We start from the raw sequence: 16,906 nt of genomic DNA on the forward strand, positions 1-16,906 counted from the left end.
AACGACGCACCTTCAACACACCAGGAGTCAGTTTATGAGCAAAGTTAAATACGCCGCGCTGGCGGTGGCAGTCACTGTGGGTCTGGCCGGTTTGGCTCCGGCGCAGGCGGCGGTGCCAAAGGATATGCTGGTGATCGGCAAAGCGGCCGACCCGCAGACGCTGGATCCGGCCGTGACCATCGACAACAACGATTGGACGGTAACTTATCCTGCCTACCAGCGGTTGGTGCAATACAAAACCGAAGGCGGCAAAGGCTCCACCCAGGTTGAAGGCGAACTGGCGGCAAGTTGGGCCGCGTCGGACGATCAACTGGTCTGGACCTTTAAGCTCAAGCCGGGCAACAAGTTCGACGACGGCAGCGAGGTTAACGCCGAGGCGGTGAAATGGTCGTTTGAACGGCTGATGAAGATCGGCCAGGGGCCGTCAGAAGCCTTCCCGAAAGATCTGCAGGTGACGGTGGTGGATCCGCTGACGGTGCGTTTCACGCTGAAAACGCCGTTTGCCCCGTTCCTCTACACGCTGGCCAATGACGGCGCCGGCATCGTCAACCCGGCGATCGCCAAGGCCAACCCGGCCGACGAAGGCAAAGCCTGGCTGGCGAACCACAGCGCAGGCTCCGGCCCTTACAAGCTGGATCGCTGGCAGAAGGGCCAGCAGTTGGTGCTGGTGCCAAATCCGCATTACGGCGGCGCCAAACCGGCGTTCAAACGCGTAACGGTGAAGATCATCGCCGAAAGCGCCACCCGCCGCCTGCAATTGACGCGCGGTGATTTGGACATCGCCGAATCTCTGCCCATCGATCAGCTCACGGCGCTGAAAAGCGAAAACAAGGTGGCGGTCAATGAGTTTCCTTCGCTGCGCGTTACCTATCTGTACCTGAACAACGGCAAGGCGCCGCTGAATCAGGTGGATCTGCGCCGTGCCATCTCTTATGCGGTGGATTATCAGGGCATGGTGAAGGGCATTCTCGGCGGCAACGGCAAACAGATGCGCGGACCGATCCCGGAAGGCATGTGGGGTTACGATGCCGCCGCACAGCAATATAGCCTGGATGCGGACAAGGCCAAGGCCGCGCTGGCGGCGGTGAAAGACAAGCCGGCGTCGCTGAACTTCCTGTATTCGGTCAGCGATCCTAACTGGGAGGCGATAGCGCTCTCGGTGCAGGCCAGCCTGGCGACGGTAGGCATTAACGTCAAACTGGAGAAGCTGGCTAACGCCACCATGCGCGATCGCATCGGCCAGGGCAATTACGACATCGCCATCGGCAACTGGAGCCCGGACTTCGCCGACCCCTACATGTTCATGAACTACTGGTTCGAATCCGACAAAAAAGGGCTGCCGGGCAACCGCTCGTTCTACAGCGATCCGCAGGTGGACGCACTGTTGAAAAAAGCGGTTTCGGTGTCCGATCAGCAAGTGCGCACCGCCGATTATCAGGCGGCGCAGAAAATCGTCATCGACCAGGCGGCCTACGTCTATCTGTTCCAGAAAAACTATCAGGTGGCGATGAACAAAGAGGTGAAGGGCTTTGTGTATAACCCGATGCTGGAACAGGTGTTCAACGTTGGGCAGATGAGCAAGTAATTCTCTTTCGGGCAGCCCTTTGGCTGCCCCCTTGCGCCACGGGAAATGACTATGAACGTTTGGAGCCTTATCCGCCAGCGCTGCTGGGGGCTGGTGCTGGTGATGTTCGGGGTGTGCGTCATCACCTTTACCATCTCGCATCTGATCCCCGGCGATCCGGCGCGGCTGCTGGCCGGCGATCGCGCCAGCGAGGAAATCGTCCGGCATATTCGCCAGCAACTGGGGCTGGACCAGCCGTTATACGTGCAGTTTGGCCGCTATGTGCTGGATCTGCTGCACGGCGATCTGGGCACCTCTATCCGCACCGGGCGGCCGGTGCTGGAAGACCTGCGCGCCTTCTTCCCGGCGACGCTGGAGCTGGCATTTTGCGCCTTGCTGCTGGCGATCGCGCTGGGCGTGCCGCTCGGCGTGCTGTCTGCGGTTTACCGCAATAAATGGCCCGATCATCTGGTGCGCCTGCTGTCGGTGACCGGCATCTCCACGCCGGCGTTTTGGCTGGGGCTGGGAGTGATCATTTTGTTTTACGGCCAACTGAACGTCTTGCCCGGTGGCGGCAGGCTGGACGACTGGCTGGATCCGCCCACCCATATTACCGGGTTCTACCTGCTGGATTCGCTGCTGACCGGCAACGGCGACGCGTTTTGGAACAGCCTGCAGCACCTGATCCTGCCGGCGCTGACCCTGGCGTTCGTACACCTCGGGGTGGTGGCGCGGCAAATCCGCTCGGCGATGCTTGAACAACTGGGCGAAGACTATATCCGCACCGCACGCGCCAATGGCCTTTCGCACTGGCGAGTGGTGCTCGGCCATGCGCTGCCGAACGCGCTGATCCCTTCGGTGACGGTACTGGGGCTGGCGTTGGGGGATTTGCTGTATGGCGCGGTGCTGACCGAAACGGTATTCGCCTGGCCAGGCATGGGCGCTTACGTGGTGGATTCCATTCAGGCGCTGGACTTCCCGGCGGTGATGGGCTTTGCCGTGGTGGTGTCTTTTGCCTATGTGATGGTTAACTTGATCGTCGATCTGCTTTATCTGTGGATCGACCCGCGAATGGGGCGCGAGGGCTAATGACCATGTCTCAACTTGAACGACCGCCGTCTCAAATCGAACAACCGCCGGCGGCGGAACCTGTGCTGCGCTTTGTCGGCGCGCGGCGCGCCTGGTATCGGGTGCGGCGCAGCCCGCTGACGCTGTTGGGCGCCGCCATCATGTTCTGCGTGCTGTTTTTGATGCTGTTTTCACCCTGGCTGGCGCCGCACAATCCGGACGCCATTGACCTGACCGCACGGCTGCTGCCGCCTTCGGCCGAACACTGGTTCGGCACCGACGAAGTGGGCCGCGACCTGTTCAGCCGGGTGCTGGTCGGCAGCCGGCAGTCGGTAGCCGCCGGGCTGGCGGTGGTGGTGCTGGCGGGCGGAATAGGCTCGCTGCTCGGCTGTTTTTCCGGCGTGATGGGCGGTACGGTGGACGCGTTGATCATGCGCTGCATGGACATCATGCTGTCGGTGCCTTCGCTGGTGCTGACCATGGCGCTGGCGGCCGCGCTCGGGCCAAGCCTGTTCAACGCCATGCTGGCGATTGCGGTGGTGCGCATTCCGTTTTACGTGCGGCTGGCGCGCGGGCAGACGCTGACGCTGCGGCATCAGGCGTATATGCAGGCGGCGCGCACCTTTGGCGCCTCGCGCTGGCATTTGATCGGCTGGCACGTACTGCGCAACGTCATGCCGCCGTTGGTGGTGCAGGCGTCGCTGGATATCGGTACCGCTATCCTGATGGCCGCCACGCTGGGCTTTATCGGCCTTGGCGCCCAGCAACCGACCGCCGAATGGGGCGCCATGGTGGCCAACGGCCGTAACTATGTGCTCGATCAGTGGTGGTATTCGGCCTTTCCCGGTACGGCGATCCTGATCACCGCCACCGGCTTCAACCTGTTCGGCGACGGTCTGCGCGACCTGCTGGATCCTAAAACCCGGGGGCGTTGATGAGCGACACTACGGTTTTATCGATTGATGAGCTGCAACTGGAATTCCCGGTCTACGGCGGCAGCGTCAAGGCGCTCAACCGCGTCTCGCTGCAGGTCAGGGCCGGCGAAATCGTCGGCGTGGTGGGGGAGTCCGGTTCCGGTAAGTCGGTGACGGCAATGATGACTCTGCGCCTGCTGGCCGAGGACGGTTACAACATGACCGGCGGCAGGCTGGAGCTGTTGGGCACCGACGTGCTCGGCGCCAGCGAGCGGCAAATGCGCCAACTGCGCGGTGCCCGGGTGTCGATGATTTTTCAGGAGCCGATGAGTGCGCTGAACCCGACGCGGAAAATCGGCCGCCAGATGTGCGAAGTGATCCGCCTGCACCAGCGGCTGTCGGTGCGGCAGGCGCGCGACAAGGCGATCCAGTTGCTGCGTGAAATGCAAATTGCCGATGCGGAACGGGTGATGGAACGCTATCCGTTCGAGCTGTCGGGCGGCATGCGCCAACGGGTGCTGATCGCCATGGCGTTTTCCTGCGAACCTGAGTTGATTATCGCCGACGAGCCGACCACCGCCCTGGATGTTACGGTGCAGCGGCAGGTGCTGCGCCTGTTGCAACAGAAGGCTCGCGCCAGCGGCACGGCGGTGCTGTTTATTACTCATGATATGGCGGTGGTGTCGCAGCTCTGCGACCGGGTGTACGTGATGTACGCCGGGCACGTGATCGAAAGCGGCGCCACGGCGCAGGTGATTGACCACCCGCGTCACCCGTATTCCATTGGGTTGTTGCAGGCGGCGCCGGAACGCGCCGAACCGCGCAGCTTGCTGCGGGCCATTCCCGGTACGGTGCCCAATTTGAGCGCGTTGCCGCCGGGTTGCGCATTCAGCAACAGGTGCGGCTACGCCAGCGGCCAGTGCCGACAAACGCCGCAGTTGGCGCCTTTGGCCGCCGACCCGACGCAACGGGTGGCCTGCTGGCATCCGCAGTCTCTCGATCTGGAGGTGAAAAATGAACCTTGAAGCGCTGCTGGAACTGCGCGACGTGCGGCTGCGTTTTCCCGCCAGCTATAACTGGCGCGGTAAGCCGAGAGAATATGTCCATGCGCTCAACGGGCTGGATCTCAACATCATGCGCGGCGAGACCCTGGGGATCGTCGGCGAATCCGGCTGCGGCAAAAGCACCCTGGCGCAACTGCTGATGGGATTGTTGAAGCCCAGCAGCGGTGAGCTGCTGCGCGCCCGTTCCGGCGGTTCCTGGTTTGGCAGCGGCATGCAGATGGTGTTTCAGGATCCGCAGTCGTCGCTCGACCCGCGCCTGCCGGTATGGCGCATTATCACCGAGCCGGTCTACGTGCAGCAGCATAATGGCGTGGCAGAGCGGCGGGCGCTGGCGGCAGAGCTGGTGCAACAGGTTGGCCTGCGGCCGGAGTCTATTGACCGGCTGCCGCATGAGTTTTCCGGTGGTCAGCGCCAACGGATCTCGATTGCCCGCGCGCTGTCCTCGCAACCGGATATCATCGTGCTGGACGAGCCAACGTCGGCGCTGGATATCTCGGTGCAGGCGCAGATCCTCAACCTGTTGGTGGAGCTGCAACGCCAGCGCAATCTGACCTATGTGCTGATCTCGCATAACGTTTCGGTGATTCAGCATATGAGCGATCGGGTGGCGGTGATGTATTTGGGGCAAATCGTCGAGCTGGGGCCCACTGCGCAAGTCTTGCGCCAGCCGCAGCATCCTTATACCCGGCTGCTGCTGGATTCGGTGCCGCGCGCCGGGCGTTTGCTGAGCGACAGCACGATTGAAGATCGCAAAGGGGAGTTGCCGGGCAATCGCCAGTTGCCGCTGGGGTGTTTTTTCCGCGAGCGTTGTCCCTACGCCGGGGAAGGCTGCCAGATGCCGCAAACGTTGCGGGTGAATCTGGGGGGCACGGCGGTGCGCTGCCACAAAGTGGCGTGACGGCCACGGCGTTCAGCGCATGGTGCCCGCGTAGCCTATCCTTCAGCCAGGCCAGATATCGCTTAACTATTAAGCCGGCTCCCGGATTAACAGGGGAAAACAAGAAGGCGGTCTGAGGCCGGCCTAAGTCCCAGCCGGTCTCAGCCCCCCGATTCTTTTTTATGAACCCTTAGGTAATAACGGAATGTTATTACCGGGGGAGTGCGGCCGCGGTTTTCCAGGGGGCGAAAATCGCCAGGCTGGCCGCAGCCAGCGCCCAGGCACCGAGGCCGCCGTACAGCATCACCAGGCCAAAACTGTGCGTCAGCGCAGCATGAACCAGGGGAGCCAAGGCATCCCATTCGGGGCGTGCTTTCAACGCGCTGAGATTACCCGCCACTATCTGCTCCGCCACCGAACCTGGCGGCAAGGTAGCGAATGATTCGGGCAGCGTTTGCCGCAGGCAAGCGTCAACGCCCGCCAGCAAGATAAAACCCATGACGGCAATATTGATAGCCAAGGCGATCATTCTGGCGCTCATGTCTATCCCGGAGGCCATGCCGGCGCGGGCATTCGACACCGAACCTGTGGTGGTGTTGGTCACCGGGGTATTGGTGATGCCCAGGCCGATGCCGGCGAGAAGTAACCCCGGCAGCATGGCCCATCCGCCGGCATGTTCGCCGCTGCTGCCTGATTTCATCAACAGGAAACCCAGCCCGAGCGCGAATAGCCCTGCGGGGATCACGGCTCCAGGGCGGTAACGCAGAGCCAATCGCTCGCCCAGCGGGGGGAAGACCAGCGTGGGAAGCGTATAGGCGAGCAGCGACAGACCTGTGGTCAGGCTGTCATAACCCAGCCCGATTTGAAAATAGAGCGGCAGGTAGATCATAAAGGGCCAGAAGCTGAAATTCATGCCGATGGATCCCATCAGCGCCCCGGAAAATTGCCGATTCCTGAACACGGAAAACGCAATCATCGGATAGGGGGTGCGTCTCTCAACCCCGATAAACAGCAGCAGGCTGAGGGCCGCAGCCAGAAGAATCCCCCCGGCGCGAACGTTGACGAAACCGAACCCCGCCCCCTGAGTGATAAAATAGACCAACCCGAAAACCGACAACGACAATGTGACGATCCCCAGACTATCCAGTTTTGCCGCCTGAGGATCGCGGGATTCTTGCACGCTGAAAATCACCAGTAACAGGGTCAGAACGGCGATGATCACATGAATCAAAAATACCCACTGCCAGTTGGCGAGCGCCACGATAGCGCCGCCGATCGCCGGCCCAAACCCTAAACCGATGCCAAAAACGACGCCCCAAATGCCGAAGGCCTGACCACGCTGTTTGCCGCTCTGAAACTGATGCGACAATGCAGCTACCTGGCAAATCAACATGGCGCCGCCCGCCATGCCTTGCATAAAGCGGCCCGCGATCAGCATCGTCGAGCCGTTGGCCAAGCCGCAGAGTAAGGAAGTGAGGCCAAAAGCGGCAATGGCGATGATGAAAACGCGCCTGCGGCCAAACCGGTCAGACAGCGTTCCGGTGGCCATCATCACTGCGGTGCAGGCCAGGGTGTAGGCATTCATAATCCACTGCATATCGCTGAAATCGCTGTGTAATACCCGTTCCAGCGTCGGCAGTATGACCGGCACGCTGGAGATTTCCAGGCCGAACATCAGCGCGGCGAGGCAAATTGCCGTTAATGCCAGTCGGTTTTTACTGGCGTGAGAAAGCGTCATGAGTTTTTTCCACAAAAGAGGGTGATGGCAACGAACAGCTATTCTGGATAAATGGATTGCATGATAGAAATGATTTAATTTATCGTTATTAATTAATTCCCATCATGAAATTACCCGATGAACATTGACCCGACACTGCTGCGCACCTTCGTTGCGGTTACCGAAACCGGCGGCTTTACGCGCGCGGCGCAGCAACTGAATCTGACCCAATCCGCGATCAGTCACCAGATCCGCCGGCTTGAGGAGCAGATTGGCCGACAGCTATTGCACCGCACTACGCGCCGCCTGACGCTAACCGAAGACGGTGAAGATCTGTTGCGCCACGCCGGGCAGGTTTTGCAGGCGCTCGACGCCATGCAGCGGCGCTTTGAATCTTCCCCCGTTTCCGGCTCGGTGCGCTTCGGCCTGACGGAGAGTTTTCTGGGGGAACGATTGCCGCCGCTGTTATCCCGGTTCGCCCGGGCTTTCCCTGCGGTCAGGTTGGAGGTGAATGTCAGTATCGGGCTGGATCTTTGTGGCATGGTGAAGGGCAACGAACTGGATTTGGCCGTCGTGATGTCGCTGGCTGACCGCATTGAGGGTAGGCTATTGCGGCGGACGCAACTGGTGTGGGTAGCGGCTGAGACATTCAGCCTTGCGGGCACGTCGTTGCCGCTGGCGTTGTTGCCCGCGCCTTCGGTCAGCCGCGAGGCCGGGATCGCCGCTTTGGAAAGCAAGGCTATCGAATGGCACACCGCCTTCACCTCACAAAGCCAGCAAGGGTTACGGGCGGCCGTGCTGGCGGGGCTGGGCATTGCCGTCATGGCGAGCGGCGATCTGGAGCCGGGGATGAAAGTGATCGCGGACGAATATGGGCTACCCGAATTACCCGACGTCGATTTCACCCTGATCGTCAACGGCGCGGAGCCTGGCGCGGCTGCGCAGGCATTCGGCAAAATACTGCTGGAGATGTCGGCGCCGCTGCCTGCCGCTGGGGGAGATTAGGTGCGGTTCAGGGCATTGGCCAGTCGGTCGGGGTTTTGCTCATCACGTCGAAAAAGACGTCTTTGGTCACTGACCAAAAATGCAGGAAGCCTTCCTGGCTGAAACTGATGCCCATCAAACCCATCACGAACCAGCAGGTGGTGAATAGCCCAAGGCTGCTGAACATGAATGCCATGCCGTTACGGCTGGTTTTACGGCAAACGACGTTTAACTGGCTGGCCATAAACATCATTACGGCGCTCAGTAATTCCCAGCGCATCATAATCAAACCCGTGGCTATGGTACTCATCGAACATGATCCTTGGTGAAAAGCCGCAGCCGGCAGGGCGCCGGAGAACAGTGCGGGCAAAAATGGAGTAGTGTGATCTGCGTCACATTGTAGCATCGGGATAAAGGGTCGCTCAATCCCTGTACGGCATAAAAGCCTGCCCCCCGGAAACATTCCAACATGCTGAAACATTTATGCCATTTCATTAGCAACCTTTTAATGGGGGCCGTTAACCAATAACGCTATGCTTGCCGACTTTTCACTGCCCTGATTTATCTGGGGAAAATGTGACGTCGGACAGGTACTGCGCTGCGTATGGCCCTCTTGAAAGAAAAAATCCGTGACCATTCCGCTGAGGAAATGCTGTTTATTCGCCGGGCCTGCGTGGCGATGGCGTTGGTGGTCGCCTGCTTCGGCGCACTGATCGTCAACCTGTATCACCTGCAGATTAAGCAACATGCGTTCTACCAGACGCGCTCCAATCAGAACGACATCAAAATGCTGCCGATTGCGCCTAGCCGCGGGCTGATATTCGACCGTAACGGCATCCCTTTGGTGCGTAACATTACGCTGTACCAGATCCAGGTCATTCCCAGCAAAATCGCCAATATGGCCGCGCTGTTGCAGGCGCTGACGCCGATTGTCGATCTGACGCCTGAGGATATCGCCACCTTTCGCGACGACATGCACCACAACGGCCGCTATAAACCGGTGACGTTGAAAAGCGGGCTGAACGACACCGAGGTCGCCCGTTTTGCGGTCAATCAATACCGTTTTGACGGGGTGACCATCGACACCTATCAGCAGCGGGAATATCCGTATGGCGCCGAACTGGCGCACGTGGTGGGTTATGTATCGAAAATCAACGATGGCGATGTGAAACGGCTCGATAAAGCCGGCATCGGCGAAAATTACTCCGCCGACCATAACATCGGCAAGCAGGGCATTGAGGCTTACTACGAGTCGGAACTGCATGGCACCACCGGCTATCAGGAAGTGGAGGTGGATAACCACGGCCGCGTGATACGCCTGCTGAAAGAGCAGCCGCCGCAGGCCGGCAAAAATATCTATCTGACGCTCGATTTGCCGTTGCAGCAATATATCGAGTCGGTGCTGAAGGGGCAGCGCGCGGCGGTGGTGGTTGAGGATCCGCGCGACGGCGGCATTCTGGCTATGGTGTCCAGCCCCAGTTACGATCCCAATCCTTTCGTGAAAGGCATCAGCTACAAAGCGTATAAAACCTTATTGACCAACCCCGATTTGCCGCTGATTAACCGCGTCACTCAGGGGCTGTACCCACCGGCATCCACCGTGAAGCCTTATATGGCCACCTCTGCGCTGTTCGCCGGGGTGATCACGCCCAACACCAGTTTCTTTGGCGCGCCGACCTGGACGTTGCCGGGTACCCAACGCCGTTACCGCGACTGGCTGAAAAGTGGCCACGGCATGCTGAACGTCACCAAGGCGATAGAAGAGTCCGCCGATACCTTCTTTTATCAGGTGGCGTTTGAAATGGGCATTGATCGCATTCACAGCTGGCTGAGCCAGTTCGGTTACGGCCAGGCGACCGGGATCGATCTTAACGAAGAGTATCGCGGCGTATTGCCCAGCCGCGAATGGAAGCAGCGGGTGCATAAAAAACCCTGGTATCAGGGCGATACCGTGTCGGTCGGCATCGGCCAGGGGTATTGGGTCGCCACGCCCATTCAGATGGTGAAGGCGCTGACCACGCTTATCAATAACGGCGAGGTGAAAACGCCCCATCTGCTGTATTCCATGCGCCAGGGCAATCGGGTGAACCGCTACCAACCGCCGCAGCAGACGGCACAGATCGGCGATGCCAAATCACCGTATTGGGGCATTGTGCGCAATGGCATGTACGGTATGGCCAACTTGCCGAACGGTACCGGTTATAAGCTGTTCCATACCGCGCCGTATCAGATCGCCGCCAAATCCGGTACCTCGCAGGTATTCAGTTTGAAAGAAAATCAGACTTATAACGCCAAGATGATCCCGGTGCGGTTGCGCGACCATATTTTCTACACGCTGTTCGCTCCCTATAAAAATCCGCGGGTGGCGATGGCGTTGATTCTGGAAAACGGCGGCGGTGACGGCGTGGTGGCGGGGCCAACCGCGCGGGCGATCCTTGACCATATTTTTGACCCGGCCAACGCGCCTAATCCTGACGATGGGCAGAAAGTTAAACCGGAGTTAAACGACAGTGAAGATGTGCAACAGTAAACGCGTTTGTTTTTACTTTCTTACAAACTGCAATCTTCTGGAGATTTCTGTCAGGGTAGACTGAAATAATTACATAATCCGAATAAAAACGCAGGGTTAACAGTGGCTCCATTAATAAAAAAGAGCGGTAAAAATTATTCCTCACTGAGGTTTGGCTGGATTTGCGCCGGTATTCTGGTGTGTTTTTTCCTGCTGGCGTTCCGGGTCGGTTATTTGCAACTGATGGAGCATCAGCAGTTGGCGGACCAGGCGGATCAGCGTTCAATCCGTACGCAGGTGCTGCCGACCAACCGGGGGATGATCACCGACCGTAACGATGAAGCGCTGGCGGTGAGCGTGTCTTCGAAAGATATCGTGCTGGATCCCAAGCATATTTTCGACACCCATACCGACACCGGCAACGAGCGCTGGCAGAGTATGGCCAACGTGCTGAAAATGCCGTTGACGGATGTGCAAAAGTTGATTCAGGCCAACGCCCATAAGCGTTTCGTCTATCTGGCGCGCAAGGTGGAGGACGATAACGCGAACTATATCAACAAACTGCATCTGACCGGTGTCAGCACCGAGCAGGATTTCAGCCGCTTTTACCCGATGGGCCAGGACGCCGCCGGGCTGATAGGCATTGTCGGGCAGGACAATCAGGGGCTTGAAGGCATTGAGCTGGGTTTCAACCACCTGCTGCAGGGCAAGAACGGCATGCGGGTGTACCAGAAGGACGGCAGCGGGGCGGTGATTGGCGTGATCAAGAGCGTCGATCCCGTGCCGCCGCCGAACGTCACGCTGAGCATCGATAAATTTATACAGTACGTACTTTTTGCGCAAATCCGCGATGGCGTGGTGGCCAACCAGGCCGATTCCGGCTGTGCGGTGCTGGTGAAAGTCAGTACCGGCGAGGTGCTTGGCATGGCCAGCTACCCGTCGTTCAACCCGAATAACTATGCCAATACGCCGGCAAAAGATATTCGCAACGTTTGCAGCAGCGACAGCTTCGAGCCGGGTTCGACGGTAAAACCGGTGGTCGTGATGGTCGGGCTGGAGCACCGGCTGATCAAGCCGGACACGGTGCTGGATACCACGCCGTACCGGGTCAACGGCCACCTGATCAAGGACGTTGGCCACTGGTCCAAACTGACCATTACCGGCGTGCTGCAAAAATCCAGCGACATCGCGGTGTCGCATATCGCATTGGCGCTGCCTGCCACCGTGTTACCTGCGGTCTACAAGAGCTTTGGTCTGGGGCTGCCGACCGAGTTGGGGATCGGCAACGAGAGCAGCGGTTATCTGCCGCAGCATCGTGAGCGCTGGGCCGATATCGAGCGGGCGACGTTCTCCTTCGGTTATGGGTTGCGCGTTACGCCGCTGCAAATGGCGCGTGAATATGCCGCCATCGGCGCTTACGGCGTCTATCGGCCGCTGTCGATCACGCGGGTGACGCCGCCGGTCATGGGGCAGCGGATATTGCCGGAAGATACGGTGAAAACCGTTGTGCACATGATGGAGAGCGATGCCTTGCCGGGCGGCAGCGGGGTCAGCGCCGCCGTGCCGGGTTACCGGCTGGCGATTAAAACCGGTACCGCCGAGAAGATGGGCGCCAACGGCAAATATGACGGCGGCTATATCAACTACACCGCAGGCGTGGCGCCGGCCAGCGATCCGCAGGTGGCGCTGGTGGTTATGGTCAACAATCCGAAAGCCGGCAAGCACTTCGGCGGTTCGGTGGCCGGCCCGGTATTCGGCAAGATCATGGCGCAGGTGCTGGAGCATATGAACATTCTGCCGGACGCTCAACCGCTGAACGTGGTTTCTCAGGTGAAGGGGTAATGTTGTTGCGTTGCCGATAGAAAGCAGAAAGGGGCCGTTTCCGGCCCCTTTCGTTTACCCGGCAGGCTGCAAATAAACAGGCCTGCAAGCCAAATTGTTACTGACCCTGAGACGCCCACCATTTTGTCACGCAGGCATTGATTTGCTGTGAACCATTCATTGATTAGTTATCTACCCGGTGCGGGTGGTCAATATCTGCTTTTTAGGTAAGGTATTTTTTCTGCGGCTAACGCGCATTATTTTTCGACGTGGCTTTGACAGGTTGCCAGAACGGGGTAAGGCGATGCAGAGGGCGCGAATAACACCGGCGATAACCGGTTAGAGTTCAATCAACGTTTGGCGAGAGTTTTAAAAAAGAAGAAAAAACAGACGGAAAAAAATAAAATTAACTCAGGCAGGAATAGTCTTTTATTAAAAATTCCGGCCTGAGATTTTTATTATTCGGCTATCATTAACGGCTGGTTTGGTGACCGATAATACCGCCCAGTGCCGCGCCGCCCAAGGTGCCCAGGGTGCTGCCGTCGGTCAACACTGCACCGCCCAGCGCGCCTACGCCGGCGCCGATAGCGGTGTTGCGATTGCGGTTGGACATATGTCCGCATGCAGTTACGGAAAGCGTAGCCATTACAAGAACCAACACGCCGGCAACACGTTTAATGTTCATAAAAATTATCCTGGTAAAATGATAGAACGCTCGACTAAAAATACGTCAATTAATCGTTCGGTAGAAGTTGAGATGAATGTATTCCTCCGGCAGAAAATAGAATAGGTAAATATTCTTAATTTTGAGCTCTGTTTATTATTTAACGGCCGCCAGATGGCGAATATCCGGCCAGACGTAAATCACATTGCTGGAGCGCCACAACGGACCGGGATCGGTATAGTGACCGGCCGGAGCGCCGCCCAATGCCTGATAAAACCGCATCGCGCTGTCATTTCCTTCGACCACCCCCAGCGCAATGCTGCGATAGCCGAGCTTTTGCATGGCTCTGGCTGCGGCACCGAGCAGCCTGCGGCCGATACCCTGACGTTGATGCGTGTCGCTGACGAAAAGTGATTTTATTTCGGCATGCTCGCCAAACTGCGGATGGGAAGGGGCGTCGGCCAGACAGAATCCGACCAACAGGCTCGCCGATTCGGCCAGCAGCACCTGCGATGCGCCTGGCTGTTGCAGTTTTTCCTGCCAGTGGGCCAACCGCCTTGGTTCATCCAGCGCGGCATAGGCCGCCTGCGTCGCCAGGCCCCGGTAGGCGCTGCGCCAAACCTGCACATGCAGACGAGCGATCGCCGGTGCATCCACAGGCCGCGCCATTCTCAGCGTTATCATCATTGCTCCCGTTATTTGGCCGCCATCGCCATTTTTTGTACCTTGATTACCTGTGTCGAGCAGGCTCTCCACCGGCGTTTCGTCGCTTTAATCCGCGTTTTCCAGAGCATTTTTTGTCATTGTCTTAATGTAACTGTGTAAGTTACATTAGCCACCCTAAACTGTGATACTTGTCACAGATTGAAAATACCAACAATAAAATGTGCGGTATCCCGGAGAAATTCAAGTCCATTTGTGAATGGCTTTTTCCGCTTAAAAAACCAGGAGACAACGATGTTAGAAATGATTGAGAGTTTGGCAACCGTGGTGATCCTGGTGCCGGTAATGATAGCCGTGTTGCTGGGCTCGATTTATGGTCTGGGTGAAGTGTTTAACGTTTTCTCCGCTATCGGCAGAAAAAAAGACTGAATTCATTGATCAGGGGGCGCAATGCCCCCTGATGCCATTTAGAGCACCGTCGCCAGGAAGTTACGCGTTCTTTCATGCTGAGGCGCATCCAGCACCTGCTGCGCAGTCCCGGTTTCGACCACTTTCCCCTGATCCATAAAGATGATTTGATCGGCCACTTCGCGGGCAAACCCGATCTCATGGGTGACCACGACCATCGTCATGCCGGAGTGCGTCAGGCCCTTCATCACCTGCAACACTTCGCCAACCAGTTCCGGATCGAGCGCGGAGGTCGGCTCATCAAACAACAGCACCTCGGGATTCATCGCCAGCGCGCGGGCGATCGCCACACGCTGCTGCTGCCCACCGGAAAGCTCGCGTGGCCAGGCGTTAATGCGATGCTCCAGCCCCACGCGGGTCAGCAGGGCCTTCGCCCGTTCGACCACCACGGCTTTCTTTTCCTTTTTAACCAGCAGCGGCGCTTCCGTAACGTTTTCCAGCACCGTGCGGTGCGGGAACAGGTTGAACTGCTGGAACACCATGCCGATACTTTTACGCTGTTCGGCGACTTCACGCTCCTTCAGTTCATACAGATGCTTGCCTTTCTGGCGATAACCGATCAGTTGGTCGCCCACGCGGATGGTGCCGCCGTCGAGCTTTTCCAGGTGGTTGATACAACGCAGCAAGGTTGATTTCCCCGAGCCGGAAGGGCCGAGGATCACCGTCACCGAACCGGCCGGGATCTGCAGGCTGATATTTTTCAGCACTTCGGTGCCGGAGAAGGACTTACGCACCTGGTTGATATGAATGGCGGCGCTCATTGTTCTGCTCCCTGGTTCAGTTCGGTCGGGGCCTTGCGGTTGCGTAACAGCCAGTGGCCGCGAGTGGCCTGTGTGCCGCGGCCGAAATAGCGCTCAACATAGTGCTGACCAATCGACAGAATCGAGGTCATCACCAGGTACCACAGCGTGGCGACCAGCAACAGCGGGATCACCTCATAGGTGCGTTGGTAGATAATCTGCGCCGAATACAGCACATCTTGCAGGGCGATAACCGACACCACGGCGGTGGTTTTAAGCTGCCCGATCACCTCATTGCCGGCCGGCGGCAAAATGGTGCGCATGGCCTGCGGCAAAACCACTCGCCACAGGATCTGCCCACGGCGATAGCCCAATGCCTTGGCGGCTTCCAGTTGGCCGCTGCCCACGCTTTGAATGCCTGCGCGCACAATCTCTGCCGCATAGGCCGACTGATGCATGACCAGAGCAATCACCGCGGCGCTGAAGGTGCTGATAACGGTGTTGGTCGGCGCGCTGGCGACCTCACCCAGAAACGGGATCCACAGGCTGATGCGCGGGTAGAGCGCGGCGATGTTGTACCACAGGAAAAGTTGCACCAGCATCGGTACGGCACGGAAGAACCAGGTATAAAACCAGCTTACCGCAACCAGCACCGGGTTGGCGGAGAGGCGCATCAACGCCAGCAGCACGCCGCCGGCGAAACCGAAGATCACCGAGATCACCGTCAGCTTCAGCGTCATGATCACGCCGTTGATGATGGACGCCTCGGTAAAGTTTTCCGCCACCACCGCCCATTCGAAGCGCGGGTTGTGCAGCATCGAGTTGGCGATAATGCCGACGATCAGCAGCACGATCAGAGCGCTGAACCAGCGCCCGTAATGCCGATGACCGACGATGCTCAGCTCGGCATCATCGGCAGGTTGTTGCGCACTCATTTTGCAATCTCTTCGTTGATGCCGGCGGTTTTCACCGCGCCGAAACCGATATCCCAACCGTCGAGGATTTTCTGGTAGCTGCCATCGGCAATCAGCGAGTTAAGCGCGGCCTGCACCGGTTTCACCAGCTCTGAGCCTTTTGGCAATGCGATGGCTACCGTGGTGCCCTCGATATTGATGTCGCCGGCCAGCGCCAGCGCTTTAACATGGCTTGCCTGGTAGCGCAGGCCTTCATACGGGCCGAAGAACATCGGCACGCGGCCGCTGATCGTCGCCTGCACGCCGGCCGGGCGGTCCGGGAAGATCGGAATGGTGATCGCCGGTTTGCCGGCGCTGACGCACTGGTCGCTGGCCTGCTGCAAACGGGTGACCTGCGAAGTGCCGGCCCCGGCGCCGACGGTCTGGCCGCACAGTTGCGCCAGCTCGGTGTAAGGGCCGAGCGCCGCATCTTTACGGGCGATCAGCGCCAGCTTGGAGGCATTGTAATAGCCGACGAAGTCGACCTGCTGGAAACGCTTCTTGTTGGCGTCGATGTTGGCCAGCGCCACGTCGTAGCGCCCGGATTTCAAACCGGGAATGATATTGTCGAAACCGCCGGTATCCTTCCAGTGGATCGCGACACCGAGGCGATCGGCAATGGCGCTCATCACATCGATTTCACGCCCGGCCAGCGTTTTGTTGTCCGCCTCGTAGAAGGTGGTCGGCGGCGTGTTCGGGTTGGTGCCCGCCACGATAAAACCGGCTTTTTTGACGGCTTCAGGCAGGCTGTCGTGCAGTTTCGGATCGGCGCTGGCTTTCACCGCAGCCTTGAAGGGGACATCGCCTTCGGCGGCATAGCCTGTGGCCAACGGGGCCAAAGTGGCGCAAGCCAACAGCAGGGACAGCGTAGTGCGTTTAACGGTGGTTTTCATGGTATTC

The 16,906-nt window shown here is 58.7% G+C and carries 16 protein-coding genes; 9 read left to right on the plus strand and 7 right to left on the minus strand.

What is annotated here, in order from left to right:
* The first annotated feature begins 34 nt into the window (after positions 1-34).
* Genes JK621_RS10540 through JK621_RS10560 form a run of 5 tightly spaced genes read left to right on the plus strand, consistent with a single transcriptional unit; the run spans position 35 to position 5,508 of the window.
* Complete coding sequence (locus JK621_RS10540; protein WP_212559741.1) at positions 35-1,585, plus strand: ABC transporter substrate-binding protein; 1,551 nt, start codon at positions 35-37, stop codon at positions 1,583-1,585.
* Positions 1,586-1,636: 51 nt separating this feature from the next.
* Positions 1,637-2,653 carry an ABC transporter permease gene (locus JK621_RS10545; RefSeq protein ID WP_212559742.1) on the plus strand — a complete coding sequence of 339 codons (1,017 nt, stop codon included), beginning with the start codon at positions 1,637-1,639 and terminating at the stop codon, positions 2,651-2,653.
* A 5-nt stretch (positions 2,654-2,658) separates the two neighbouring features.
* Complete coding sequence (gene ddpC, locus JK621_RS10550) at positions 2,659-3,567, plus strand: D,D-dipeptide ABC transporter permease (protein WP_432761923.1); 909 nt, start codon at positions 2,659-2,661, stop codon at positions 3,565-3,567.
* Entirely contained in the window at positions 3,567-4,571 is a 1,005-nt protein-coding gene (locus JK621_RS10555; RefSeq protein WP_212559744.1) for an ABC transporter ATP-binding protein, read from the plus strand. Before ddpC ends, JK621_RS10555 begins: the two co-directional genes overlap by 1 nt.
* Positions 4,561-5,508, plus strand: coding sequence for an oligopeptide/dipeptide ABC transporter ATP-binding protein (locus tag JK621_RS10560; protein ID WP_212559745.1), 948 nt, complete (start codon positions 4,561-4,563; stop codon positions 5,506-5,508). Before JK621_RS10555 ends, JK621_RS10560 begins: the two co-directional genes overlap by 11 nt.
* Positions 5,509-5,698: 190 nt before the next feature.
* Here JK621_RS10560 and JK621_RS10565 read toward each other — a convergent pair whose 3' ends face one another.
* The gene (locus JK621_RS10565; protein ID WP_212559746.1) at positions 5,699-7,225 is read right to left on the minus strand and encodes an MFS transporter; all 1,527 of its coding nucleotides are present in this window, start codon (positions 7,223-7,225) and stop codon (positions 5,699-5,701) included.
* A gap of 117 nt (positions 7,226-7,342) precedes the next feature.
* Here JK621_RS10565 and JK621_RS10570 point away from each other — a divergent pair, with 117 nt between their 5' ends.
* On the plus strand, positions 7,343-8,209 hold the full coding sequence (locus JK621_RS10570; protein ID WP_212559747.1) for a LysR family transcriptional regulator: 867 nt from the start codon (positions 7,343-7,345) through the stop codon (positions 8,207-8,209).
* Between the two features lie 7 nt (positions 8,210-8,216).
* Here JK621_RS10570 and JK621_RS10575 read toward each other — a convergent pair whose 3' ends face one another.
* Complete coding sequence (locus JK621_RS10575; protein ID WP_004944199.1) at positions 8,217-8,498, minus strand: YjcB family protein; 282 nt, start codon at positions 8,496-8,498, stop codon at positions 8,217-8,219.
* A gap of 294 nt (positions 8,499-8,792) precedes the next feature.
* Between JK621_RS10575 and mrdA the strand changes: the two genes are divergently transcribed.
* Positions 8,793-10,718 carry a penicillin-binding protein 2 gene (gene mrdA, locus JK621_RS10580; protein WP_212559748.1) on the plus strand — a complete coding sequence of 642 codons (1,926 nt, stop codon included), beginning with the start codon at positions 8,793-8,795 and terminating at the stop codon, positions 10,716-10,718.
* A gap of 102 nt (positions 10,719-10,820) precedes the next feature.
* Positions 10,821-12,539: a penicillin-binding transpeptidase domain-containing protein gene (locus JK621_RS10585; RefSeq protein WP_212559749.1), complete on the plus strand. Its 1,719-nt coding sequence runs from the start codon at positions 10,821-10,823 to the stop codon at positions 12,537-12,539.
* A 451-nt stretch (positions 12,540-12,990) separates the two neighbouring features.
* Here the strand turns inward: JK621_RS10585 and JK621_RS10590 are convergent, their stop codons facing one another.
* Both JK621_RS10590 and JK621_RS10595 read right to left on the minus strand, forming a co-directional pair.
* Positions 12,991-13,203, minus strand: a complete 213-nt coding sequence (locus JK621_RS10590; protein ID WP_004944210.1) for a glycine zipper 2TM domain-containing protein — start codon at positions 13,201-13,203, stop codon at positions 12,991-12,993.
* 135 nt (positions 13,204-13,338) lie between these two features.
* Positions 13,339-13,866, minus strand: a complete 528-nt coding sequence (locus JK621_RS10595; protein ID WP_212560177.1) for a GNAT family N-acetyltransferase — start codon at positions 13,864-13,866, stop codon at positions 13,339-13,341.
* A gap of 273 nt (positions 13,867-14,139) precedes the next feature.
* Between JK621_RS10595 and JK621_RS10600 the strand changes: the two genes are divergently transcribed.
* Positions 14,140-14,274, plus strand: a complete 135-nt coding sequence (locus JK621_RS10600) for an AcrZ family multidrug efflux pump-associated protein (RefSeq protein WP_006325135.1) — start codon at positions 14,140-14,142, stop codon at positions 14,272-14,274.
* Positions 14,275-14,312: 38 nt separating this feature from the next.
* Here JK621_RS10600 and JK621_RS10605 read toward each other — a convergent pair whose 3' ends face one another.
* The 3 genes from JK621_RS10605 to JK621_RS10615 are packed head-to-tail and all read right to left on the minus strand — an operon-like array spanning position 14,313 to position 16,899.
* Positions 14,313-15,074: an amino acid ABC transporter ATP-binding protein gene (locus JK621_RS10605; RefSeq protein ID WP_212559750.1), complete on the minus strand. Its 762-nt coding sequence runs from the start codon at positions 15,072-15,074 to the stop codon at positions 14,313-14,315.
* Positions 15,071-15,988 carry an amino acid ABC transporter permease gene (locus JK621_RS10610; protein WP_212559751.1) on the minus strand — a complete coding sequence of 306 codons (918 nt, stop codon included), beginning with the start codon at positions 15,986-15,988 and terminating at the stop codon, positions 15,071-15,073. Before JK621_RS10610 ends, JK621_RS10605 begins: the two co-directional genes overlap by 4 nt.
* Positions 15,985-16,899: an ABC transporter substrate-binding protein gene (locus JK621_RS10615; RefSeq protein ID WP_212559752.1), complete on the minus strand. Its 915-nt coding sequence runs from the start codon at positions 16,897-16,899 to the stop codon at positions 15,985-15,987. The genes JK621_RS10610 and JK621_RS10615 overlap by 4 nt, the downstream gene beginning before the upstream one ends.
* Positions 16,900-16,906 lie beyond the last annotated feature (7 nt).

This window comes from Serratia plymuthica, assembly GCF_018336935.1.
In the GTDB taxonomy this organism is placed as follows: domain Bacteria; phylum Pseudomonadota; class Gammaproteobacteria; order Enterobacterales; family Enterobacteriaceae; genus Serratia; species Serratia plymuthica_B.

Bases quoted from the DNA above. Each gene is read 5' to 3' on its own strand.
- JK621_RS10595 (WP_212560177.1), bottom strand. From the start codon at position 13,866: ATGATAACGCTGAGAATGGCGCGGCCTGTGGATGCACCGGCGATCGCT.
- mrdA (WP_212559748.1), top strand. From the start codon at position 8,793: ATGGCCCTCTTGAAAGAAAAAATCCGTGACCATTCCGCTGAGGAAATG.
- JK621_RS10545 (WP_212559742.1), top strand. From the start codon at position 1,637: ATGAACGTTTGGAGCCTTATCCGCCAGCGCTGCTGGGGGCTGGTGCTG.
- JK621_RS10540 (WP_212559741.1), top strand. From the start codon at position 35: ATGAGCAAAGTTAAATACGCCGCGCTGGCGGTGGCAGTCACTGTGGGT.
- JK621_RS10575 (WP_004944199.1), bottom strand. From the start codon at position 8,498: ATGAGTACCATAGCCACGGGTTTGATTATGATGCGCTGGGAATTACTG.
- JK621_RS10555 (WP_212559744.1), top strand. From the start codon at position 3,567: ATGAGCGACACTACGGTTTTATCGATTGATGAGCTGCAACTGGAATTC.
- JK621_RS10565 (WP_212559746.1), bottom strand. From the start codon at position 7,225: ATGACGCTTTCTCACGCCAGTAAAAACCGACTGGCATTAACGGCAATT.
- JK621_RS10590 (WP_004944210.1), bottom strand. From the start codon at position 13,203: ATGAACATTAAACGTGTTGCCGGCGTGTTGGTTCTTGTAATGGCTACG.
- JK621_RS10610 (WP_212559751.1), bottom strand. From the start codon at position 15,988: ATGAGTGCGCAACAACCTGCCGATGATGCCGAGCTGAGCATCGTCGGT.
- JK621_RS10560 (WP_212559745.1), top strand. From the start codon at position 4,561: ATGAACCTTGAAGCGCTGCTGGAACTGCGCGACGTGCGGCTGCGTTTT.
- JK621_RS10600 (WP_006325135.1), top strand. From the start codon at position 14,140: ATGTTAGAAATGATTGAGAGTTTGGCAACCGTGGTGATCCTGGTGCCG.
- JK621_RS10615 (WP_212559752.1), bottom strand. From the start codon at position 16,899: ATGAAAACCACCGTTAAACGCACTACGCTGTCCCTGCTGTTGGCTTGC.
- JK621_RS10605 (WP_212559750.1), bottom strand. From the start codon at position 15,074: ATGAGCGCCGCCATTCATATCAACCAGGTGCGTAAGTCCTTCTCCGGC.
- JK621_RS10570 (WP_212559747.1), top strand. From the start codon at position 7,343: ATGAACATTGACCCGACACTGCTGCGCACCTTCGTTGCGGTTACCGAA.
- ddpC (WP_432761923.1), top strand. From the start codon at position 2,659: ATGTCTCAACTTGAACGACCGCCGTCTCAAATCGAACAACCGCCGGCG.